Below are 22,431 nucleotides of genomic sequence, written 5' to 3'. Positions count from 1 at the left end.
CCCGTAAATTCGCAGGCCCCATAGCCCGGGTAAGCACAGCGCACCCGGGGCTTTGCCCAAAGCGCATCCGCTGCCACGGACCCATCGCCATGATTGATCGGCCCCGGGTGCGCTTCGCTTACCCGGGCTACCAGGTCTGTGACCGCTATAGGAGCGGCGTACGCCGCGAAGCGGGTGTAGTGCCGAGCCATGCTCGGCAGAGGCATCACCCGTAATTTCACAGGTCCGGTAGCCCGGGTAAGCACAGCGCACCCGGGGCTTTGCCTAAAGTGCATCCGCTGCCACGGACCCATCGCCATGATTGATCGGCCCCCGGGTGCGCTGCGCTTACCCGGGCTACAGAGTCTGTGACCGCTGCAGGAGCGGCGTATGCCGGAATTCAAAAGAAGAGGCCGGCATGCGCCGGCCTTTTCTTTGCTTGATCACAGCCAGGGCAATAGCCAGTGGTCGACCAGCAGGAAGGCGAACAGCGCCATCAGGTAGACGATGGAATAGCCGAACATCTTCATGTTGAACATCTCGTCCGGCGGGTTCTGCATCTTCCAGGCGTACCAGAGGAAGACGATGTTCAACACCGTCGCCCCGCCCAGGTAGAACATGCCGCTCATGCCAATGGCCGCCGGCAACAGCGTCACCACGGCCAGCACCACCGAGTACGCCAGGATCTGCTTGCGGGTATGCGGCACGCCGTGGGTGACCGGCAGCATCGGGATCTCGGCCTTGGCGTAATCCACGCGACGGAAGATCGCCAATGCCCAGAAATGCGGCGGGGTCCAGATGAAGATGATCAGCACCAGCAGCGAGGCATAGGCCCAATCCGAACTGCCCTGCATGCCGGTGATCGCCGCCCAGCCCAGCAAGGGCGGGGTGGCACCGGCCAACCCGCCGATGACGATGTTCTGCGAGGTCGCACGCTTCAGGTAGACGGTGTAGATCACCGCATAACCAATCAGCGAGGCGAAGGTCAGCACCGCGGTGATCACGTTCACCCACAGCACCAGGATGGTCATCGACAACGCGGTCAGCGCAGCGGCAAACACCAGCACCTGCCGCGGCGATACCTTGCCGACCACCAGCGGGCGCCAGGACGTGCGCGCCATCTGCGCATCGATACGCGCATCCAGCAACTGGTTGATGGCCGCAGCGGCCGCCGCCGACAGCCAGATGCCGATGAAGCCCAGCAGCCCGGTCACCACCTGGGCGGTGCTGGGCAGGCCGGGAATGGCCAGGCACATGCCGACCAGGGCGGTGAACACGATAAGTGCCACCACCTTCGGCTTGGTCAGGTCCCAATAGTCACGCCATGTTGTCTGCATCATTCACTCCGGGGCGCGCAGGCGCGCCAGCAAAGTGATCAACACGAACAACAGCGCAACCGCGCCACCGCTGTGCATGACCGCCACCGCCAGCGGCAGCGCCAGCTTGACGTTGAGCACGCCCAGGGTGACCTGCAGCAGCAACAGCACGATCACCGCGCTGGCCCAGCCACGCATACCCGGCAGGCGGAACATCCGTACCGACAACACCAGCAGGTACAACGCCACCACCATGGCAAACATGCGGTGCGCCATCTGGATGGCGATACGCGAAGCGCCGTCCAGCACGCCGCCTTCGTAATCCACGCCGATGCCGCGCCACAGGGTGAAGCCTTCGCTGTAGTTCTGCTGCGGCCACCACTGGCTGACGCAGCGCGGGAAGTTGTCCAGCGAGGCGCTGCCGCCGCCACAGGCCAGGGCGGCGTAGTTGGCGCTGACCCAGCCGCCAAGTGCGATCTGCAGCACCACCAGGGCTACCGCCGCGCGCAGCCACCAGCGCAGGCGCGGTGCCTCGGCCAGAGTGATCGGCAGGTGCGTGGCCTTCCAGGCCATCCACACCAGCAGGGAGAACATCGCCATGCCGCCCAGCAGATGCCCCATCACCACGATGGGCTTGAGCAGCCAGGTCACCGTCCACATGCCCAGCAGGGCCTGGAAGATCACCACCGCCAGGGTCAGCACCGCCGCCCGTGCCAGATCGATATTGGACCAGCGCAGCGCCGCCAGCAGCAGGATGGCTTCACCGCCAATCGCCAACACGCTGGAGGCCACATGCTCGCCGCGCATATATAAAGGGATCGCCAGCGCCACCAGCACCGAGGCGGTGACGATCTGGGCGACGCCATGCTTGCGCCGACGCGCTGCCAGCAAGGCCAGGGTCAGCACCTCCACGCCAAGCAGGCCGGCCAGGAAACGGTGCACCTGCTCGCGCCAGGCCTTGTGGGTTTCCAGCGGACGGATCTCGCTGGCCACGTGCTGGGCCGCCTCCATCTGCGTCTGCGGCCAGGTCACGCGGCCATAGCAGGTGGGCCAATCCGGGCAGCTCAGGCCGGCATCGGACAGGCGCACGAACGAGCCGAACATGATGGTGCTCGCCGTCATGATCAGTGCGAACCACGCCAGTCGGTGGAAATTGCGGTACAGCGCCGGACGCGCGGAGGCATTCATCGAACGGAACTCACATCAGTTTCAACAGCTTGGATAGATCAGCACGCAGTCCACCCGGTTCAAAACCCGGCGCATAGCGAAGTACCACAAAGCCATTGGGATCAATCACATACACCGGGATACCGGCCGGGTCATCCACCCCCGGCAGCCTGCCCCGGAACGCGGGCTGGGGCTGCAGCACCTTCAGTGCCGGCATGGCGACCACCTGTTCAGGCGGCGTGCCCAGCCACAATATCTCGACATTATCCGCGTTATGCCCGAACAACTGCCACACCTTGTCCAATTGCTGCGACAAAGTGACGCAGGCCGGAACGCAATCGGCCTGCGGGGCCAGCAGGATGCGCCAATGGCGCTCGCCCGGATTCCAGTCGTAGGCTTGGCCGTTGGCCAGGTGCAACTGCTCGCTACGCAGATCGACCGGCGGCTGCAGCAACTCACCGTGATGGCGGTTGATCTGCGGCGTCCAACCGGAGAAGCGCAGGATCCCGGCCAGCGCCATCGAGCCGAAGAACATCGCGAAGATCAGCAGCAACACCCGGCGGCCGCGGTTGCGGATGGCGAGCTGGTCGGGGGTGAGTGCGTTCATGGTCAAGGCCGGGAATGGGGAATGGGGAATGGGGAATGGGGAATGGGGATTCGGGATTCGGGATTCGCAGAAGCAGAAACGGAGGCAAAGGCAAGGGCAAAGGCTTGAAGCACCCCTCCCCGGCCGTCCCCTTCACCTTCGGTGAAAGGGACGGGGAAATTCAACGGCGAAAGCAGGAGCAAGGATTCAAGCGACGCCACAGCGCTCTGCCCCCTCCCTTTGGCGCAGCCAAGGGGAGGGTTGGGGAGGGGTGCTCTGGCTCTGGCTCTGGCTTCGCTCCTGCCCCAAACCATTCCCCAATCCCGACTTCCCATTCACGGCTCCTCCTCCACCTTCCGCCGCTTCTTGAACTGCAATACCAGCGCAATCACCAACACCGCCAAAGCCATCGCGAACCACTGCACCGCATAACCAAGATGCCGCGAAGGGGGCAAGGTATTGGGAAGCAAGTCCAGATCGCGCGCATAGCCCAACGGTAAAGCCGGATCCAATCGCAGCACCTTGGGCGCCAGCGCACCAGCCCCCAGGCCCAGCTGCGTCGCAATAGCGGGCAGATCCATCCGCGTCGCCAACCAGGTCTGCGGTTGCTTGCCGACAGTCAATGCAGGGCCCAAGGCGATGCCAGTGGCAGGCGCAGGCGCCCACAACCCTTGCAGCGCCTGCGTGCCCTGCTCTGCGCTGATCGTGGGCATGCTGCGGTCCGCAGGCAGCGGCAGCCAGCCCAGATCGACCAGCACCACCGCGCCATCGGCAGCACGCGCAGCTTGATAGACCTTGATGCCCGCCCTGCCCTCGCGCAGCTGGTTGTCCAGCAGTACGCTGCCGGGCAGGAACTGCAGCTGGTCGCGCACCCAATGCAGGGAATCCGGCGTGGCGGCGGCCTGGGCCAGGCTGAGTGCAGCGTCGCGACCAGGCGGCAACTGCGCCAGCAGGGCTTCTTTTTCGTGCTTGCGCTGCAGCTGCCAGCCCCCCAGGGTGCAGAACAGGGCCGCCACCAGCACCGCCAGCACCCAGCCGAACACCGCCGTGTGCTGTCGCGTCATGACAAGCTGCCGCCAAGCAGGTGATATAGCACTGCCTTTCCACTCACCGAGCCACGCATGAACGATTCGTTGAAGACCCTGCTGGTAATCGCGTTCTTGATCGTCATCGTCTGGAATCTTGGAGCCGGCCTCTATTACCTGATGATCGATCGCGGCCAGACCAAACGGACGGTCAATGCGTTGACGCGGCGTATCGCGCTGTCAGTGGTGCTGATCCTGCTGGTCGCCGTGGGCATCTATACGGGGTGGATCAAGCCGCACGGTGTTGGCGGCTGAAATCGGGAATGGGGAATGGCAGAAGCGCGAGCGCACCGCGCTTTTTCCTATTCCCCCGTCCCTGTTTTCGATTCCCTGATCAAAGCACATACACGAACAGGAACAGCATCAGCCACACCACGTCGACGAAGTGCCAGTACCACGCTGCGGCCTCGAAGCCGAAGTGGTTGTCGCGGGTGAAGTGCCCCTTGGCGGCGCGGAACCACATCACCGTCAGCATGATCGTGCCCAGCAGCACGTGCGCGCCGTGGAAGCCGGTCAGCATGAAGAACGTTGAGCCGTAGATGCCCGAGCCGAGGGTCAGGTTCAACTCCTTGTAGGCGTGGATGTATTCCTCGGCCTGGAAGAACAGGAACACGCAGCCCAGCACCACCGTCGCCCCCAGCCAGATCAGCAGCTGCTTGCGGTTGCCGGCTTTCAGGGCGTGGTGTGCGATGGTCAGGGTGACGCCGGAGGTCAGCAGGATCAGCGTATTGATCAGCGGCAGGCCCCAGGCCGGGATGGTCTGGAAGGCGCCACCGATATCGGCCGGGCCATTGGTCGGCCAAGCGGCGGAATAGCCATCCCACAGGTACTCGTTGGTCAGCACGCCATGGCCTTCACCACCAAGCCAGGGCAGGCCCATGTTGCGGGTGTAGAACAGCGCGCCGAAGAAGGCGGCGAAGAACATCACCTCGGAGAAGATGAACCAGATCATCCCCATCCGGAACGAGCCGTCCACCTGGCGGTTGTAGTTGCCGCCGACCGATTCGCGGATCACGTCGCCGAACCACAGGAACAGGGTGAACACCAGCATCGCCACGCCGGCAAAGAAGGTCCAGCGGCCCCAGCTGGCGTCGTTGAGCCAGCTGGCCACCCCCACCATCATCACCAGCATCGCGATCGATCCCACAAACGGCCATTTGCTGCTGCTTGGCACGAAGTAGACGTTGGCATCAGGGGCGTTATGGGCCATGGCGTTGCTTCCGGGTCCGTGATCAGGGGGCTGCGTGCGCAGCGGCCGCGGCGGTTGCCGGGGCCAGCTGCTCGGTCAGCGCATCATTCTTGTAGAAGGTGTAGGACAAGGTGATCGTGTTGACGTCGGCCGGCAGGTCCGGGTCGACGATGAAACGTACCGGCATGTCACGCTTCTCGCCGGCCTGCAGGGTCTGCGCGGTGAAGCAGAAACATTCGGTCTTGTTGAAATAACCCGAGGCACGTGCCGGCGCCACCGATGGCACCGCGCTGCCCACCAGCGCGCGGTCGCTGTCGTTGCGGGCGTAGTACAGGGCTTCGTTCAACTCGCCCGGCACCACATCCATCGTCAACTTTTCCGGATGGAAGGCCCAGGGCAGCTTGGAATTGACACCGCCATCGAACTCCACCCGCACCGTGCGCTTGCTGTTGCCGGCCGCCGCATGCGCCTGCTGGGTGGTGGCACCACGCTCCAGCCGCACGCCGAACACTTTTTCGCAGGCGATGCGGTACAGCGGTACCAACGAGAACGTCAGTACGAACACCGCCAGGGCAACGCCAATCAATCGACCAAGGCCGGCATTGCGTTTAGGGGTGGGCGCCGGCGTGGTCAACTTGCCAATACCCCGGACAGGATGAAGCCGACATACACCGCCAACGCGATCAGCCCCACCACCAGTGCGGTGCGCCGCGAACGGCGCTTGCGCAGTTCCAGTTCCTCAGCCTGCCATTGCTCGTTGCTGCTCATCGCGGGCCTCCTCAATGGGTGACGTCGTCATGCGCCAGATCACCCGGCTTGATCACCGGCGGCACGGTGAAGGTATGTGCCGGTGCCGGCGAAGGCACGGTCCATTCCAGGCCCTTGGCGCTTTCCCAGGCGCGCGCTTCGGCACGCTTGCCGTTGCGCAGCGAGGCCAGCAGGATCGCCGCCATCATGAATGGGGTAGCGAACATGCCGAACGCACCAATCGAGCTGACCAGGTTCCAGTCGGCAAACACCGGGTTGTAGTCGGGAATGCGCCGCGGCATGCCGGCCAAGCCAAGGAAGTGCTGCGGGAAGAACAGCAGGTTGACGAATACCATCGTCCACCAGAAATGAAACTTGCCCCAGAACTCGTTGTACATGCGGCCGGTCCACTTCGGCCACCAGTAATACACCGCGGCAATCAGCGCCAATACCGCACCGGTCACCAGCACGTAGTGGAAGTGCGCCACCACGAAGTAGGTGTCGTGGTACTGGTAGTCGGCCGGCACGATGGCCAGCATCAGGCCGGAGAAGCCGCCGATGGTGAACAGGATGACGAAGGCGATGGAGAACAGCATCGGCGTTTCAAACGTCAGCGAGCCCTCCCACATGGTGCTGACCCAGTTGAACACCTTCACCCCGGTGGGGATGGAGATCAGCATGGTGGCGAACATGAAGTAGATCTCGCCACCCAGCGGCATGCCCACCGTGAACATGTGGTGGGCCCACACGATGAACGACAGGAAGGCGATCGCGGCGGTGGCGTAGACCATGGCCTGGTAACCGAACAGCGGCTTGCGGCTGAAGGTCGGCAGGATCTCGCTGACCACGCCGAACGCCGGCAGGATCATGATGTAGACCTCGGGGTGCCCGAAGAACCAGAAGATGTGCTGGTACATCACCGGGTCACCGCCACCGGCCGCGTTGAAGAAGCTGGTGCCGAAGAACTTGTCGGTCAGCAGCATGGTCACCGCACCGGCCAGCACCGGCATCACCGCGATCAGCAGGAAGGCGGTGATCAGCCAGGTCCAGCAGAAGATCGGCATTTTCAGCAGGTCGATGCCCGGCGCACGCATGTTGAGCACGGTGGCGATGATGTTGATCGCGCCCATGATCGAGCTGACGCCGGCCACGTGGATGGCGAACACGCTGAAGGCGACGTTGTAGCCACCCTGCAGCGACAGCGGCGGGTACATGGTCCAGCCACCGGCCGGTGCACCGCCGGGCAGGAACAGGGTCAGCAGCAGCATGCTGAAGGCCACCGGCAGCAGCCAGAACGACCAGTTGTTCATGCGCGGCAAGGCCATGTCCGGCGCGCCGATCTGCAACGGGATCATCCAGTTGGCCAGGCCGACGAAGGCCGGCATCACCCCACCGAAGATCATCACCAGTGCATGCACGGTGGTCATCTGGTTGAAGAACTCCGGCTTGACGTACTGCAGGCCGGGTTGCGCCAGCTCCAGGCGGATCACCACGCTCATCGCCGCACCGATGATGAACATGGTGAAGCTGAAGAGCAGGTACAGCGTGCCGATGTCCTTGTGGTTGGTGGAGAAGAACCAACGCTCGAAGAAGCCCTGCTGATGACCGTGGTGATCGGAGTGGTCCACTGCGGTATTCGCCATTGCAACTACACCTCTTTATCCGTTTTCAGGCATCGCGCCGGCAACACCGGCACGCAGTGGTATCAGGCGCCAGTCGCTGCAGGTGCGGCGGGCGTGGCTTCCGGTTGCGGTGCTTCAGGGCTTGTGGCAGGGGCGCTTTCCGCGGCCGGTGCGGGCGCTGCCTCGGCGGCGGCCGGCTTGCGCGAGGCCAGCCAGGACTTGAACTCGTCCTTGGACACGGCCTTGACCACGATCGGCATGAAGCCGTGGTCCTTGCCGCACAGCTCGGCGCATTGGCCGCGGTAGACGCCTGCGGTCTCGATATTGGTCCAGCGCTCGTTGATGAAGCCCGGCACCGCGTCCTGCTTCCAGCCCAGCGCCGGCACCCACCAGGCGTGGATCACGTCATCGGACGTGATCACGAAGCGGACCTTGGTATCCACCGGCAGCACCAGCGGGTTGTCCACATCCAGCAGGTAGTGCGGATCGGTGGCCATGGTCGGCACGCTGCCGTCCTGGCGGATCTGGTCGGACTTGCGGTCAAGGCGGCTGGTGAAAGCCACATCCTCGCCAACGTACTCGTACTTCCACATCCACTGATAGCCGGTGATCTTCACCGTCATCTCGGAGTCGCGGGTGTCGTACATGGCAATCAGCTTGGCCGTGGCCGGCCATGCCATCACCACCAGGATGATGATCGGGATGACGGTCCAGATCACTTCGGCCTTGGTGTTGTGGGCGAACTGCGCCGCCACCGCACCCTTGGATTTGCGGAACTTGAAGATGGCGTAGGCCATGGCGCCGAACACCAGCACGCCGATCACCGTACACACCCACAAGGCCACCATGTGCGCGTCCCACGCCATACGCGAGGTATGGGTGACACCCTTGCCCATGTTGAGCTGCCATTCCTTTGGATCGGCCGACTGCGCCCATGCTGCCTGCGCCGACAGCATCATCGCTGCCGCTGCCAAACCGTGTTTCAACTTCGCGCCCCACCCGCTGCATTGCTTCATTGCCTAGACCCTTGACGTCATCGGTTGCAGCCATTGCTGGCTGCGAGCAAGCCTTCAAGTGTCACCGCAAGTTCCCAACGTTCGGCGGGCGCGAGGAAACTCCCCACTTCGACCCGCTTGCCGCTGGAAACCAGCAGGACCCGTTCCTTCCCGGTGACCACCCGCACCCAATAAGGGTGTGCGCGGAACACCGGCGAAACTCCGGCTGCGGGAATCACTTCCACGCAGTCCGGTCCTACCCGGATCTCTTCCCGGCGATTGCTGCTGCGCCAACACGCACGCAGGGCAATGGCTACCAGGAAGCCATGCAACAACGCGAAGGCAGGTGCCAATACGTTTCCGGACAACCAACCCAAGCCTGCCGAGAAAGCCATCAACCCTGCCAACGCCGCAAACAACTGGACGAACTGCCGAGCACTCAGTGCCCGTGGGGGGTGCAGTAACAACTGCGTCCCTGAGCCATCGGAATCTTGCCGAAGCACCTGGATCATCGCAGCCGCGTCCATACCGCGGAAATCGAGTTCGATGGTAGCCCTGCCTGATGGCGGCCGGCAAGCTTCCATTCATCATCGTCATCAATGCTGCGGCGCACACCAGAATTGCCCGGATATCGCCCAACCTCGGCACATTAAATGACGGAATCGGCACAATAAATCTGTTCGCCGCAAAAATTGCAAAAGCGCCCGCCCCGCAAGGCTTTCGCCGCTTCAAATGATGACAGAAGGGACTAGGAAATCCGCCGCCGCGGATTAAAATGGCCGAATCCAACTGTGGCCGAGCGCATGAACGCAACACCTTCTCCTGATGTCGCCTCACATCCCCCAGCGGGCCTGCCGCTGCTGAGCCCTGAGCTGCCGCCGGCACCGCCCGCACTGCGCCAGGCCATCACTGATGCCTGGTTGAAGGATGAAGCCAGCCATGTGCGTGAGCTGCTGGAACAGGCGCGCCTGCCGGCTGCCGAACAGGCACAGGTACAGGCCACCGCCGCCGACCTGGTGCGCCGTGTGCGCGCACGCGCCAAGAACCAGGGCGCGATCGAAGCCTTCATGCGCCAGTACGACCTGGGCAGCGAGGAAGGCGTGCTGCTGATGTGCGTGGCCGAGGCCCTGCTGCGCATTCCGGACCAGGAAACCGCCGACAAGCTGATCCGCGACAAGCTGGGCGAAGCCGACTGGAAGCGCCACATGGGCCAGTCCGATTCTGTGCTGGTCAATGCCTCCACCTGGGGCCTGATGCTGACCGGCCACCTGGTTGATCTGGCCGATGCCACCAAGCGCGACGTGCACGGCGCCTTCAAGCGCCTGATCGGCCGCGTCGGTGAGCCGGTGATCCGTCTGGCCGTGCGCCAGGCGATGAAGATCATGGGCCACCAGTTCGTCATGGGCCGCACCATCGACGAAGCGCTGGCGCGCTCGCACAAGGGCGACAACAGCAACTACCGCTACTCCTTCGACATGCTCGGCGAAGGCGCGCTGACCATGAAGGACGCGCTGCGCTACCTGGAAGACTACCGCCGCGCCATCCATGCCATCGGCGGCGACAACATCGCCCGTGGCGGCAAGGCCGACGGTGACGTCACCACCTCGCACGGCATCTCGATCAAGCTGTCGGCGCTGTACCCGCGCTACGAACATGCCAAGCGCGACCGCGTGCTCAAGGACCTGGTGCCGGGCGTGCTGGAACTGGCGCAGCTGGCCAAGTCCTACGGCATCGGCTGCACCGTCGACGCCGAGGAAACCGACCGCCTGGAACTGTCGCTGGACATCATCGAGCGCGTGGTCAGCGATCCGTCGCTGAAGGGCTGGGAAGGTTTCGGCATCGTGGTGCAGGCCTACCAGAAGCGCACCCCGTACACGATTGATTACCTCGCCGACCTGGCCCGCCGCATCGGCCACAAGCTGCAGGTGCGCCTGGTCAAGGGCGCGTACTGGGACGCGGAAATCAAGCGTGCGCAGATCGAAGGCCTGGCCGGCTACCCGGTGTTCACCCGCAAGCAGAACACCGACGTGTCCTACATCGCCTGCGCCAAGCGCCTGTTCGGCCACAGCGACGCGATCTACCCGATGTTCGCCACCCACAACGCGGCCACCATCGCGGCGATCAAGCAGATCGCCAAGGGCGGCGTGTACGAGCACCAGAAGCTGCACGGCATGGGCGATGACCTGTATGCCGAAGTGATCCCGGCCGACCGCCTCAACGTGCCCTGCCGCGTGTACGCACCGGTGGGCTCGCACGAAGACCTGCTGCCCTACCTGGTGCGTCGCCTGCTGGAAAACGGTGCCAACTCCAGCTTCGTCAACCGCATCACCGATGAAGACGTGTCCATCGACGACCTGATCCGCGATCCGGTCGAAGCCGTGTCTTCGTTCGCCTCCGTCTCTCCATCCAACATCGCGCACCCCAAGATCCCGCTGCCGGTTGACCTGCTGCGCAGCCAGAACCACGACAGGACCAACTCCATGGGCATCAACCTCGCCAACGACAACGACCTGCGCGCCCTGGCCGCGCAGCTCAACGCCGCCGTCAAGCCCTGGCAGGCTGCCCCGCTGGTGCCGGGCGCCAACAGCACCGGCGCCACCCAGCCGGTGACCAACCCGGCCGACACCCGCCAGGTCGTCGGTCACTGGCAGGCCGCCGATGCCGCCACCGTGCAGAAGGCGCTGGCCAATGCCGTCGCCGCACAGCCGGCCTGGAACCGCACCCCGGCCGCCAGCCGCGCCGCCATCCTCGAGCACGCCGCCGACCAGCTGGAGGCCCGCATCGCCGAGTTCATGGCGCTGTGCGTGAAGGAAGCCGGCAAGAGCCTGCCCGACGGCGTCGCCGAAGTGCGCGAAGCCGTCGATTTCCTGCGTTACTACGCCAAGCAGGCGCGTGACCAGTTCGGCGCCGGCGAAAAGCTGCCCAGCCCCACCGGCGAAAGCAACGAGCTGCAGCTGCACGGCCGCGGTGTGTTCGTCTGCATCAGCCCGTGGAACTTCCCGCTGGCGATCTTCCTCGGCCAGGTGGCCGCTGCCTTGGCTGCCGGCAACAGCGTCATCGCCAAGCCGGCCGAGCAGACCAACCTGATCGGCTACTACGCCGTGAAGCTGCTGCTGGACGCCGGCGTGCCGGAAGGCGTCGTGCAGTTCGTGCCGGGCTCCGGTTCGGTGGTGGGCGCGGCGCTGACCGCTGACCCGCGCGTGGCCGGCGTGGCCTTCACCGGCTCCACCGAAACCGCCCGCCTGATCAACCGCACCATGGCCGCGCGTGACGCCGCCATCGGCGTGCTGATCGCCGAGACCGGTGGCCAGAACGCCTTCATCGCCGACTCATCGGCACTGCCGGAACAGCTGGTCAAGGACGCCATCGGCTCGGCCTTCACCTCCGCCGGCCAGCGCTGCTCGGCCGCGCGCGTGCTGTTCGTGCAGGACGACATTGCCGACAAGGTGATGGGCATGCTGGCCGGTGCCATGGCCGAACTGAAGGTCGCCGACCCGGGCGAACTGTCCACCGACGTGGGTCCAGTCATCGACGCCGACGCGCTGCAGATCCTCAAGGACCACGCCGTGCGCATGGACGCCGAAGCACGCCTGATCGCCGCCGCACCGCTGTCCGACGCCGCCGCGCATGGCACCTTCTTCGCCCCGCGTGCGTATGAGCTGAAGGATCTGAACCAGCTGCACAAGGAAATCTTCGGGCCGGTGCTGCACGTGATCCGCTGGAAGGCCGATCAGCTGGATGCGGTGATCGACCAGATCAACGCCACCGGTTACGGCCTGACCCTGGGCGTGCACTCGCGCATCGATGAAACCGTTGATCGCATCGCTTCACGCGTCAACGTCGGCAATGTCTACGTCAACCGTAACCAGATCGGTGCGGTGGTCGGCGTGCAGCCATTCGGCGGCCAAGGCCTGTCCGGCACCGGCCCCAAGGCCGGCGGCCCGCACTACCTGCTGCGCTTTGCCACCGAAAAGACGGTGACAGTGAACACCACCGCTGCCGGCGGCAATGCCTCGCTGCTGACCCTGGGCGACTGATCCGCAGCAAGTGGTAAACAAGAAAAGCCCCGCGCAAGCGGGGTTTTTCTTTGCCTGGAGAAAAGGTCTTCACCGGCGAGGCCAGAAGCTTTTGGCTTTTGGCTTTTGGCTTTTGGCTTTTGGCTTTTGGCTTTTGGCTTTTGGCTTTTGGCTCTCATCCCCTCCCTTTCGCCAAAGGCGAAGGGGAGGGCCAGGGAGGGGTGCTTCTGCTTCTGCTTCTGCTTCTGCTTCTGCTTCTGCTTCTGCTTTTGCTCCCGCTGTCAGCGCCCGGCGCCGCCCACTACACTGCCATCACCCACCCGCACCGGACGCCCCCATGCGCTATACCATCGCCTTCGGCCTCACCCTGCTGTCCATGCTCTGCACACCGATTGCAAACGCCCAGGACAGCGGGCGCATCCTGATCTTCAGCAAGACCGCCAAGTTCCGCCACGACGCCATCCCCACAGCCGTGCAGACCCTGAAGGCGATGGCAGAAGAACAAGGCCTGCAGGCGGAGACGAGCGAAGACGCCACACAGTTCAATGACGGCAACCTGGCCCGCTACCGCGCCGTGGTCTTCACCAGCACCACCGGCGACGTGCTGGATGACGACGAACAGGCGGCTTTTGAACGCTATATCCGCAACGGCGGTGGCTACATGGGCGTGCATGCCGCCGCCGACACCGAGTACGACTGGGCCTGGTACGGCCGCCTGGTCGGTGCCTGGTTCCGCAATCATCCACCGGGCCTGCAGACCACGCGCATCCAGCCCGAGCGCAACAACCTTGCAAGCGGTACGGCTTGGTCGGTACGCGATGAGCTGTACAACTACCGCGACAACCCTCGCCCACGGGTGCAGGTACTGGCGACACTGGACGAAAGCCTCTATCAAGGCGGCACGATGGGCGCCGATCACCCGATCAGCTGGTGCCACGCGTTCGACGGCGGCCGCAGCTGGTACACCGGTCTGGGCCACGATGCGGCGCTCTACCGCACGCCGCAGTTCCTGGCGCAGCTACGGCAGGGGCTGCGCTATGCCACCGGCCTGGATGCGGACTGCTAGCCATCCAGTCGGCGATGCACAGACAGCGACGCAAGCCGCGCAGCCCGCATCAAGGCACGCCCACCACATCACACGATCCGAACGGTCGCCTGCTTGGCGGCTTGTGCCATTGTTATCGCGGGCGCCCAGCACTCCCGCGCAGGCTTCAACACATCTCCTGCCCTCCACAAAAAAAGCCCCGCTTGCGCGGGGCTTTCGGCATGCACCAGCTACAGGTTCGATCAGAACTTGTAGTTGATCGAAGCGGCCAGGATATCGCCGCCCACGTCGTACTTGCCCTGCAGGCTGCTGGAGGTCTGCGAAATGCTGTTGACCGCCGGCTCATTGGTGAACAGATGGGTGTAACCGAAGTTGAACTCGGTGTTCTCCGACGGGGTCCAGCCCAGGCCCAACGAGACCCACTTGCGGGTCACGTCCGGCACGCGCACATCACGGTGTGCATAGGTGGTCGGGCTTTCGTCATAGGCCACACCGCCACGCAGGGTGATGGTTTCGGACAGCTTGTACTCGGCACCGATCGAACCGAAGGTGGTGTCTTCGTACTTGAACGGCAGCGACTGGTCCGGCTGGTTCGATGCGAAATCGATGGTCACCGTGTCAAACGAGGTCGACCAGGCAGTGCGCGACACGTCGCCCATCACGGTCCAGCGGTCGTTGACGCGGTGGGTGACGCTCAGGGTTGCCGAAGCCGGCAGCTCGACCGTCGCCTTGCCGGTGGTGTCCACGTACTGGCCCGGACGGATCGCCGCCAACACGGCGGCGGCGTTGCCAGGCACATCAAAACGAGCCTTGCCGCCGGTGATCTTGTGCTCGACCTTGGAGCGGTAGCTCAGGGCGATATTGGTGTCTTCCGTCGGGCTGAAGGTGCCGCCGATGGTGTAACCCACGGCATTGTTGTCACCCTTGACGGTGTAGAAGCCATCCGCGTTGCCCGGGCGGAAGCCCATGGAAGCGGCGCCGCCGGCATACAGCGCAGTACCGAAGTCAATGGCGCTGCTCAGCTCGATGGTCAGGTGCTCGACGAACACGCTTGCACCGAAGGACACGTACGGGTTGACGTCGTAAGAGAACGAAGCACCCAGGTCGATCGCCTTCAGATCGGTCTTCACGCCGTGGTAGCGGCCAACCCAGTTGCGGTCGTATTCGGTGGTGAAGCCGAACGGCACGGTCAGCGATGCGCCCACGTGCATGTTGTCGTTTTCACCAAACGGCACATGGAAGTAGGCGGCCGGAACCGCAGCGATCATGCCGGCGTCGCCGCCGTTGCCGCCGCTGATGTCCGACCCCGTGCCCGGTCCGGTGGCACCGACGTAGCGGGCGCCATATTTCTCAAAATCGGCCGAGAAGCTGATGGCGCTGACGTCGGCCTGGAACTGGCGGCCGTCGAGCAGACGCATCGATGCCGGGTTGGTGGCGATCACCGAGGCATCGCCCCAGGCGCTGGTGGAACCAGCAAAAGCGCGGCCCAGGCCCTTGGCGCTGTTTTCCTTCAGCTGGAAGGCGGCAGCGTCGGCGTGGCTGAAAGCCAGCGCGCCAGCGATGCCGACAGCGATAGCGGTAACGCGGGCAATTGCAGAAGCGGTCATAGTCGAAGCTCTCTCCGTAAACGGTTGTGGTCGTTTTTGCGCCTGCACACCAAGCCACCAGGATGGCTTGGACGTGCGCCGGAGTCCCCTCCCGACATACGACGCCGTATGCAGTATACGCAGAGCGGTTAACAAGACAATAACGTCGTAAGATGAATTCGCCCCCCACCCGGCCTGTGCCCGGGTTAGGCTTCCGGACCCATGTTCGTCTCCATTCCTTCCCGCAACAAGACAGGTCTGCGCTGGGCGGTGCCGCTGCTGTGCATGGCCCTGCTGGCGGCGTTCCTGTGGTCAATCTCACGCCCGGATGAGGCGCGGCGTTCGCTTTGGTTGGCCTGGGGCGCGCTGGCCACCGGATTGGGCACGCCCGATGAGTGGTGGGCGGCGTTGCGCGACGGCAGCGTGCTGCGGCTGTTCACCGCGCTGTTCCTGCACGCGGACTGGTCGCACCTGCTGGGCAATGTGGTGTTCCTGCTGATCTTCGGCCTGCCGGCCGAGCGGGTGCTCGGGCCCTGGCGCCTGTTGCTGTTGTTCCTGCTGGGCGGTGCCGCCGCCAACCTGGCCGCGCTGTATGTGATGGCCTCGCCCGAGCGCACCATCATCGGCGCCAGTGGCGCGGTGTCGGCCTTGATGGGCACCTACCTGGCGCTGTTTCCCGGTGCGCGCCTGGGCGTGGTGCTGCCCTTGGGGTTGTTCCTGGAGTTCGTGCGGGCACCGGCCTTCCTGTTGATTGGCGTGTGGGCGGCCCTGCAGGTGGTATTTGCCTATATCGGCCCCAGCTTCGGCATGGTGGCGTGGTCGGCGCATGTGGCCGGCTTTCTGTTTGGCGTCGTCTACGGCCTGTATGTACGTGCGGCCATCGCCCGTCGCCTGCGCAAGCGGCAAGGCTTCTGACCCGCATGCTGGCCGCGCTGCGGCTTCTATAATCGGGCGATGAGCAACAAACCTCTCTACAAGATCACCTTCCTCAACCACGGCAAGGTCTATGAGCTGTATGCACGGCACGTGGGCGGCAGCCATCTGTGGGGGTTCAACGAGGTCGCCGAGCTGGTGTTCGATGTGCATGACGGTCTGGTGGTGGACCCCACCGAGGAACGTCTGCGCGAGGAGTTTGGCAACACCAAGGTGCTGCACCTGCCGATGCAGAGCATCGTGCGCATCGAGGAAGTGGAGAAGAAGGGCCAGGCAGCGATCCGTGACGCCGCCACCGGCGAGAAGGTGGTCACCCCCTTTCCGCTGCCCGGCAAACCCCGCTGATCCGCCCGCAGCAACAAACGTGAGTCACGAAGCAGCGCCTACATCGGTGGCATGACGGCCCTGTAACGCGCGGGAGCAGGGGCACACGCCCTGCTCCCGCTCAGCACCCAACGTGCTTACTTGCCGCCTTCCACCGCAGGCGCAGCCGGCTCAACCGTCCCGGGCTTGCCCGCTTGGGGCGCCCCAGCTGCCGGCTGCTCATCAGGGGTCGGCGTCTGCGTGGCGGCAGGCTTCGCTTCTGCCGCAGGCTTGGCGGTTGTCGCCGGCCTGGCCTTGGCCGCGGCTGCCGCAGCGGCAGCCACCGAGCCGGGATGCTTGAGCTCCTGCAACGCGGATTGGATCGGGCCATCCCCACTGAGCACCACACCGGCCTTGCTGCCGGCGGCCTCATCGTCGCCACGCAGATGACCGGGCAACTTGGCTTCGCTGTAGTCGGCCAAGCTGGCTGGAATATCCTTGGGCACGGTCGCCGGATCCGGCTGCAGCTCCACGTCGGGCACGATGCCGGTGGCCTGGATGGAACGCCCGCTGGGGGTGTAATAACGCGCCGTGGTGAGCTTGACCGAGTCGCCATTGTCCAACGGCAACACGGTCTGCACCGAGCCCTTGCCGAAGCTGCGACTGCCCACGATGCGGGCCCGCTGGTTGTCACGCAGCGCACCGGCCAGCACTTCCGAGGCGCTGGCCGAACCGGCGTCGGTCAACACCACCACCGGCGCACCGTTGAGCAGGTCACCCGGGGTAGCGTCGAACTTCGCGTCACTGATGGAAATGCGGCCACGGGTACTGACAATGCCGCCCCGCTCCAGCAGGTCGTCGGCGACCTGTACGGCGGCGGTGAGCAGGCCGCCCGGATTGCTGCGCAGGTCCAGCACCAGCCCCTTCAGCTTGCCACCGGACTGGGCCTGCAACTGCGCCACGTGCTTCTGGAAATCCGCACCGGTATCGGCCTGGAAGGTGCTGATGCGCACATAGCCATAGCCGGGTTCGAGCATCTTGCTGCGCACGCTGGTCACGCGGATGGTTTCGCGCACCACGGTGACGTCGAACGGCTTCTGCCCTTCGCGGGCAATGGTCAGTACCACCTGGCTGCCGGCCTTGCCACGCAGCGGCTCACTGGCATCGATCGCGTTGATTGGGGTGCCGTCGATGGCGATGATGAGGTCGCCTGCCTTCACCCCTGCGCGGGCGGCGGGGGTATCGTCGATCGGGGATACCACCTTGAGGGCATTGTCTTCCTGCAGCAGCTCCACGCCGATGCCTTCATAGGCGCCGGTGGCCTGTTCGTCGAATGCCTGTGCGTCTTCCTTGTCGAAGTAGGTGCTGTGCGGATCAAGCTCCAGCAGCAACCCACGCACCGCCGACTGCATCAGCTTCTTGTCATCGACCGGATCCACGTAGGCTGCACGCACCGCGTTGTAAACGGAGACGAACCGGCGGATCTCATCCAACGGCACCCGCGAGGTCACCGATTCCTTGGCATCGGGGTCATCGGCCCTGGCGGGTTTGTCCGGCGCGGTCTGCGCCAGCGACAGCGCCGGTGACAGGGCAAACAGCAGGGCTGCGGAAAGACGAGCTAGGCGCATGTACCACTCCATGGGGAAACAGGCACGCGGAGCACCGCGTTGGCCCCGATTATGCGCGAACACTGGCTAAATTCCCGTTGAATCCCCGATAGCGTCGCAGGTCTTCGGGATCATCGCTATTACTGCCGCTGCAACCAGGTTGCCGGGTCCACCGGCTGGCCATTGCGGCGCAGTTCAAAGTACAGGGCAGTCACCCCCTGGCCACCGGAGTTGCCCACCTTGGCCACGGCATCACCACGGCGCACGCGGGCGCCGGCATCCTTCAGCAGGGCGTCGTTGTGCGCGTACAGGCTCATGTAGCCATTGCCGTGGTCGACGATCAGGATCATGCCGTAGCCGGTCATCCAGTCGGAGAACACCACGGTGCCTTCCGCCACGGCGGTGACCGTACTGCCCGCCGGCGCACCGATCAGCACGCCGGCGCTGTTGCGCCCGTCCGGCAGGCGGCCGCCATAACGTGCCAGCAGGTTGCCTGACAATGGCCAGCCCAAGCCACCCACCCGCGGTGCAGGTGCATTGGCCACCACCCGCGGCGGCACCTTGCCGGGGGCCGCACGTTGGCTGCCACGGCCTTCGCTGGCGGTGGCCTGCTGGCGCGATTGTTCGGCGGCGGCGCGACGTGCCGCTGCGCGTCGTTCGGCCTCGGCACGGGCGGCAGTGGCGCGCAGGTTGGCCAATACCCGCTCAAGTGCCTGCGCATCCTTGCCCAGCGTCTTCTCGCGCTCGCTGCGGTCCTGGAAGCGCTGCTCCAGTTCGGCCACCACGGCGGCGCGTTGGCGACGATCCTGGACCAGCGCCGCTGCCTGCTGGCGTTGTTGCTCCTGCGTCTGCTGCAGCTCCCGGGTACGCGCGACGATCTGCTGCTCGGTGCTGGACAGGCTTTGCAGGTCGGCAGTCAGGGCGGTGATGGCCTGTGCCCGTTCACGCTGCAGATAGCGGTGGTAGGCCATCGCGCGGTTGGCATCGGCAACCGTATCCTGCGACAACAACAGCTTCAGCGGGGCATGGTTGCCAAGCTGGTAGGCACCCCGCAGCAACGTCGCCAGCTGCTGCCGTTGCCGGCTCAGACCGGCCTGCAGCTCGCCCTTGCGCTGCTGCAACTGGTGCAGCGATTGCTGTTCGCGCTGCACCGCCGCCTCGGCCTCGGCAACCGCCCGGCCTGTACGTGCCACCTTCTGGTCGGCCTCGCGCAGGCGTGCATTGGCCTGACCCCGGTCGGCATCAATCTGGCGCCGTTCCTGGGCAACGTCTTTCAGTTCACCCCGCAATTGCCGCAGCTTCTTTTCCGCATCACGCGCGTTATCCTGGGCCAACAAGGGCCCGGTCAGCAGGGCCAGCAGCAGCATCCAGCAACCAGGATGCCGCACCGGCACGACCGCTGGACGCTTCCGCTGCTGGGCTGGACGGGACAAACGCAATGGCATTCCAATGACTTCAGGCAGATGCGGATTGTACCCAAGCATGGTGCCATCGGCCCCTGTCCACTGGAATGCCGTCGGAGGTCTCCGTGAAACGTATTCTCCTGCTGCTGGCACTGAGCGCCGGTACCCCGTTTGCCCATGCCGCCGAGGACATCAGCAAGGTCAATGGCAGCATCCACACCGATGCCGGTGCCCGCTACGGCGACCTGGACACGGTCAATGGCAGCATCCAGCTGGCCAGTGGCGTGAATGCCCGCGGCGTGGAAACCGTCAATGGCAGCATCCGCGCCGAGGACAATGTGCAGGCGCGCAGCATCGAAACCGTGAATGGCGCCATCCGCGCTGGCCGTGGGCTGGTGCTGACGTCCGGCCTGGAAACGGTCAATGGCAGCATCTTCGTCGATCGTGGCGGCCGCATTGGCGGCGATATCGAAACCGTGAACGGCAGCATTGGCTTGGTGGGTACCGAGGTGGCGGGCGGCATCGAGACCGTCAACAGTGACATCACCGTAGGCGTGGATTCGGTGGTCAAGGGCGGCCTGAAGGTGAACCGCCCCTCGTTTGGCATCTCGCTCACCCCACCGCGCAAGCCCCGCATCATCATCGGCCCCAATGCCGCGGTCGAAGGTGAACTGGTGTTCGAGCGCGAGGTCAATCTGTTCGTGCACGACAGCGCCCGCATCGGCCCGGTACGGGGTGCCGAGGTGCAGCGCTTCAGCGGTGACAAAGCACCGGGCAACTGACCCGGCGCTGCGCGTTCCGGCCTAGAATCGAGACTCCACTGTTCCCTGGAGTCTCCATGCAACGCAAACTGGTGTTGTGCCTGGCCGCGACCGCGGCGCTGGCCGCCTGCAAACAGGAAGCCGCAGGGCCGGCTGCCGCGCAGCCCGCTCCCGCCGCCGCACCCGCCCACGCTTTTGCCAGTGCCATCAACGCTGCCGATTTCGGCGAGCTGGTGAAGACGCTGGCTTCGGACGAATTCGAAGGCCGCGCACCGGGTAGCCGGGGCGAAGACCTTACGGTCAACTACATCCGCGACCAGATGCAGCGCATCGGCCTTCAGCCGGGCAACGGTGACAGCTGGTTCCAGGACGTACCAATGACCGAGACCACCGCCGATCCTGGCACCGTGCTGAAGATCCAGCGCGGCGACAACCAGCAGCAGCTGGCGTTCGGTACCGACATGGTGATCGGCTCACGCCGTGGCGAGAGCGAGATCAAGATCGATGGCAGCGACATGGTGTTCGTCGGTTATGGCGTCGATGCCCCCGAACAGAACTGGAACGACTACGCCGACCAGGATTGGACCGGCAAGACAGTCGTCATGTTCGTCAACGATCCCGGCTTCCATGTGGGCGATGCCAAGCTGTTCGATGGCAAGCGCATGACCTACTACGGCCGTTGGACCTACAAGTTCGAGGAAGCCGCGCGCAAGGGTGCTGCCGCTGCCCTGATCGTGCATGACACCGCCGGCGCGGCCTACGGCTGGGACGTGGTCAAGAATTCCTGGGGTGGCCCGCAGTACGACCTGCCCGCAGCCGAGGACAAGGAGCCGCGCCTGCAGGCACAGGGCTGGCTCAGCGCGGAAGCCGCGCGCAAGCTGTTTGCCGACGCCGGCCTGGACCTGGACAAGGCCTACAAGGACGCCAACAAGCGCGGCTTCAAGCCGGTCCCGCTGCAGGCCAAGCTGTCGCTGGACCTGAAGAGCACCATCGCGCAGAAGAAGTCCCGCAACGTGGTGGGTGTGCTGCCGGGCAGCAAGCGCGCCGACGAAGCCGTGCTGTACATGGCGCACTGGGACCACCTGGGCAAGCACGAAGACGAGGAAGGCGACAACATCTACAACGGCGCCGTCGACAACGCCACCGGCGTGGCCGGCATCCTGGAGATCGCCGACGCCATGGCCCATCAGGAAACCGCGCCGGAGCGTTCGGTGGTGTTCCTGGCGGTGACGTTGGAGGAATCCGGCCTGCTCGGTTCGCAGTACTACGTGAATCATCCGACCTTCCCGCTGGACAAGATTGCCGGCGTGATCAACATCGACGCCATGTCGGTGAACGGCCGCGCCCGTGACATGACGGTCACCGGCTACGGCAGCTCCGAGCTGGAGGACATCCTCAAGCCCTTGGCCGCTGAAAAGGGCCGTACCCTGCACGCGGAGACCTCGGTGCAGAGTGGGTTCTACTTCCGCTCCGATCACTTCAATTTCGCCAAGGCTGGCGTGCCGGCGCTGTATGCCGATGGCGGCGAAGACCTGATCGATGGTGGTGTGGAGGCGGGCAAGCGCGCCGCTGAAGCCTACGGCAAGGACCATTACCACGGCCCCAAGGACGAGTATGACGCGGCGACCTGGAAGGTGGACGGTGCCATCGAGGACCTGGAACTGCTGTACGGCGTTGGCAAGCAGCTGGCTGGCGGGGACGCCTGGCCCAACTGGTATGACGGCAATCCGTTCAAGGCCAATCGCGACGCAATGATGAAGGCCCGCGGCAGCGAAGCCGCAAAGTAATCCAGCCGATAGTGGTGACTGACGGCGCTCCCGATGGGAGCGCCGTTTTTTTTTGCCCGCAGATTCTGCGTGGTGCCGAGCCAAGCTCTGCACAGGCGCCGCCGCTAATGCCCCAGCCGAGCGTGGCTCGGCTCTACTCGTACAGCGCCGCTCCCAGACCTTCCCCTTCGCTGCGCGAAAGGAAGGCCGCGGTAGTGCCGGGCCATGCTCGGCAAAGACTTTCCCAGCAATCCGACCGCCCCCGGTGCGCATCCCAGTGGATGCCTGACGACGTCGCGGCATACGCCACCCGCAGCCGTGTAGT

At 64.7% G+C, this 22,431-nt stretch carries 21 protein-coding genes; 8 read left to right on the top strand and 13 right to left on the bottom strand.

Annotated elements, in window-relative coordinates:
• Window positions 1–422 precede the first annotated feature (422 nt).
• The 4 genes from cyoE to B2527_RS03955 form a co-directional block, all read right to left on the bottom strand.
• Window positions 423–1,316 (bottom strand): heme o synthase, encoded by an 894-nt coding sequence (gene cyoE, locus B2527_RS03970; RefSeq protein WP_293706246.1) that lies wholly within the window; start codon window positions 1,314–1,316, stop codon window positions 423–425.
• 3 nt (window positions 1,317–1,319) lie between these two features.
• The gene (locus tag B2527_RS03965; protein WP_293706245.1) at window positions 1,320–2,483 is read right to left on the bottom strand and encodes a COX15/CtaA family protein; all 1,164 of its coding nucleotides are present in this window, start codon (window positions 2,481–2,483) and stop codon (window positions 1,320–1,322) included.
• 10 nt (window positions 2,484–2,493) lie between these two features.
• The gene (locus B2527_RS03960; protein ID WP_293706244.1) at window positions 2,494–3,069 is read right to left on the bottom strand and encodes a hypothetical protein; all 576 of its coding nucleotides are present in this window, start codon (window positions 3,067–3,069) and stop codon (window positions 2,494–2,496) included.
• A 314-nt stretch (window positions 3,070–3,383) separates the two neighbouring features.
• Window positions 3,384–4,112, bottom strand: coding sequence for an SURF1 family protein (locus B2527_RS03955; RefSeq protein WP_293706243.1), 729 nt, complete (start codon window positions 4,110–4,112; stop codon window positions 3,384–3,386).
• A 57-nt stretch (window positions 4,113–4,169) separates the two neighbouring features.
• On the opposite strand from B2527_RS03955, the gene B2527_RS03950 reads away from it, so the two are divergent.
• Complete coding sequence (locus B2527_RS03950) at window positions 4,170–4,388, top strand: twin transmembrane helix small protein (RefSeq protein ID WP_293706242.1); 219 nt, start codon at window positions 4,170–4,172, stop codon at window positions 4,386–4,388.
• Window positions 4,389–4,467: 79 nt separating this feature from the next.
• On the opposite strand, the gene B2527_RS03945 is transcribed toward B2527_RS03950, so the two are convergent.
• The 6 genes from B2527_RS03945 to B2527_RS03920 form a co-directional block, all read right to left on the bottom strand.
• A complete protein-coding gene (locus B2527_RS03945) occupies window positions 4,468–5,343 on the bottom strand; it encodes a cytochrome c oxidase subunit 3 (RefSeq protein WP_293706241.1) in 876 nt (291 codons plus the stop codon).
• 22 nt (window positions 5,344–5,365) lie between these two features.
• Window positions 5,366–5,956, bottom strand: coding sequence for a cytochrome c oxidase assembly protein (locus B2527_RS03940; RefSeq protein WP_293706240.1), 591 nt, complete (start codon window positions 5,954–5,956; stop codon window positions 5,366–5,368).
• A complete protein-coding gene (locus B2527_RS03935) occupies window positions 5,953–6,090 on the bottom strand; it encodes a hypothetical protein (RefSeq protein ID WP_293706239.1) in 138 nt (45 codons plus the stop codon). Before B2527_RS03935 ends, B2527_RS03940 begins: the two co-directional genes overlap by 4 nt.
• 11 nt (window positions 6,091–6,101) lie before the next feature.
• On the bottom strand, window positions 6,102–7,712 hold the full coding sequence (gene ctaD, locus B2527_RS03930; protein ID WP_293706238.1) for a cytochrome c oxidase subunit I: 1,611 nt from the start codon (window positions 7,710–7,712) through the stop codon (window positions 6,102–6,104).
• A gap of 62 nt (window positions 7,713–7,774) precedes the next feature.
• The gene (coxB, locus tag B2527_RS03925; protein WP_292080746.1) at window positions 7,775–8,707 is read right to left on the bottom strand and encodes a cytochrome c oxidase subunit II; all 933 of its coding nucleotides are present in this window, start codon (window positions 8,705–8,707) and stop codon (window positions 7,775–7,777) included.
• Window positions 8,708–8,724: 17 nt separating this feature from the next.
• Window positions 8,725–9,198 carry a DUF2244 domain-containing protein gene (locus B2527_RS03920; protein ID WP_293706237.1) on the bottom strand — a complete coding sequence of 158 codons (474 nt, stop codon included), beginning with the start codon at window positions 9,196–9,198 and terminating at the stop codon, window positions 8,725–8,727.
• A gap of 50 nt (window positions 9,199–9,248) precedes the next feature.
• Here B2527_RS03920 and B2527_RS03915 point away from each other — a divergent pair, with 50 nt between their 5' ends.
• From B2527_RS03915 to B2527_RS03905, 3 genes are all read left to right on the top strand, one after another.
• Complete coding sequence (locus tag B2527_RS03915; RefSeq protein WP_293706236.1) at window positions 9,249–9,422, top strand: hypothetical protein; 174 nt, start codon at window positions 9,249–9,251, stop codon at window positions 9,420–9,422.
• Between the two features lie 67 nt (window positions 9,423–9,489).
• Window positions 9,490–12,723: a bifunctional proline dehydrogenase/L-glutamate gamma-semialdehyde dehydrogenase PutA gene (putA, locus tag B2527_RS03910; RefSeq protein ID WP_293706235.1), complete on the top strand. Its 3,234-nt coding sequence runs from the start codon at window positions 9,490–9,492 to the stop codon at window positions 12,721–12,723.
• 316 nt (window positions 12,724–13,039) lie between these two features.
• Entirely contained in the window at window positions 13,040–13,768 is a 729-nt protein-coding gene (locus B2527_RS03905) for a ThuA domain-containing protein (RefSeq protein ID WP_293706234.1), read from the top strand.
• A 221-nt stretch (window positions 13,769–13,989) separates the two neighbouring features.
• Here B2527_RS03905 and B2527_RS03900 read toward each other — a convergent pair whose 3' ends face one another.
• On the bottom strand, window positions 13,990–15,354 hold the full coding sequence (locus B2527_RS03900; RefSeq protein WP_293706233.1) for an outer membrane protein transport protein: 1,365 nt from the start codon (window positions 15,352–15,354) through the stop codon (window positions 13,990–13,992).
• Window positions 15,355–15,555: 201 nt separating this feature from the next.
• On the opposite strand from B2527_RS03900, the gene B2527_RS03895 reads away from it, so the two are divergent.
• Window positions 15,556–16,248, top strand: coding sequence for a rhomboid family intramembrane serine protease (locus tag B2527_RS03895; protein WP_293706232.1), 693 nt, complete (start codon window positions 15,556–15,558; stop codon window positions 16,246–16,248).
• Between the two features lie 39 nt (window positions 16,249–16,287).
• Entirely contained in the window at window positions 16,288–16,611 is a 324-nt protein-coding gene (locus tag B2527_RS03890; protein ID WP_293706231.1) for a DUF1820 family protein, read from the top strand.
• A 116-nt stretch (window positions 16,612–16,727) separates the two neighbouring features.
• On the opposite strand, the gene B2527_RS03885 is transcribed toward B2527_RS03890, so the two are convergent.
• Both B2527_RS03885 and B2527_RS03880 read right to left on the bottom strand, forming a co-directional pair.
• On the bottom strand, window positions 16,728–18,197 hold the full coding sequence (locus B2527_RS03885) for a S41 family peptidase (protein ID WP_293706230.1): 1,470 nt from the start codon (window positions 18,195–18,197) through the stop codon (window positions 16,728–16,730).
• A 119-nt stretch (window positions 18,198–18,316) separates the two neighbouring features.
• Window positions 18,317–19,543, bottom strand: a complete 1,227-nt coding sequence (locus tag B2527_RS03880; RefSeq protein WP_293706229.1) for a murein hydrolase activator EnvC family protein — start codon at window positions 19,541–19,543, stop codon at window positions 18,317–18,319.
• A gap of 161 nt (window positions 19,544–19,704) precedes the next feature.
• On the opposite strand from B2527_RS03880, the gene B2527_RS03875 reads away from it, so the two are divergent.
• Window positions 19,705–20,361, top strand: coding sequence for a hypothetical protein (locus B2527_RS03875; protein WP_293706228.1), 657 nt, complete (start codon window positions 19,705–19,707; stop codon window positions 20,359–20,361).
• A gap of 56 nt (window positions 20,362–20,417) precedes the next feature.
• Window positions 20,418–22,127, top strand: coding sequence for a M28 family metallopeptidase (locus B2527_RS03870; protein ID WP_293706227.1), 1,710 nt, complete (start codon window positions 20,418–20,420; stop codon window positions 22,125–22,127).
• Window positions 22,128–22,431: the final 304 nt, after the last annotated feature.

The organism is Stenotrophomonas sp. UBA7606 (assembly GCF_002477705.1).
Lineage (GTDB): Bacteria > Pseudomonadota > Gammaproteobacteria > Xanthomonadales > Xanthomonadaceae > Stenotrophomonas.
This window is presented reverse-complemented; position numbering and strand designations above follow the sequence as displayed.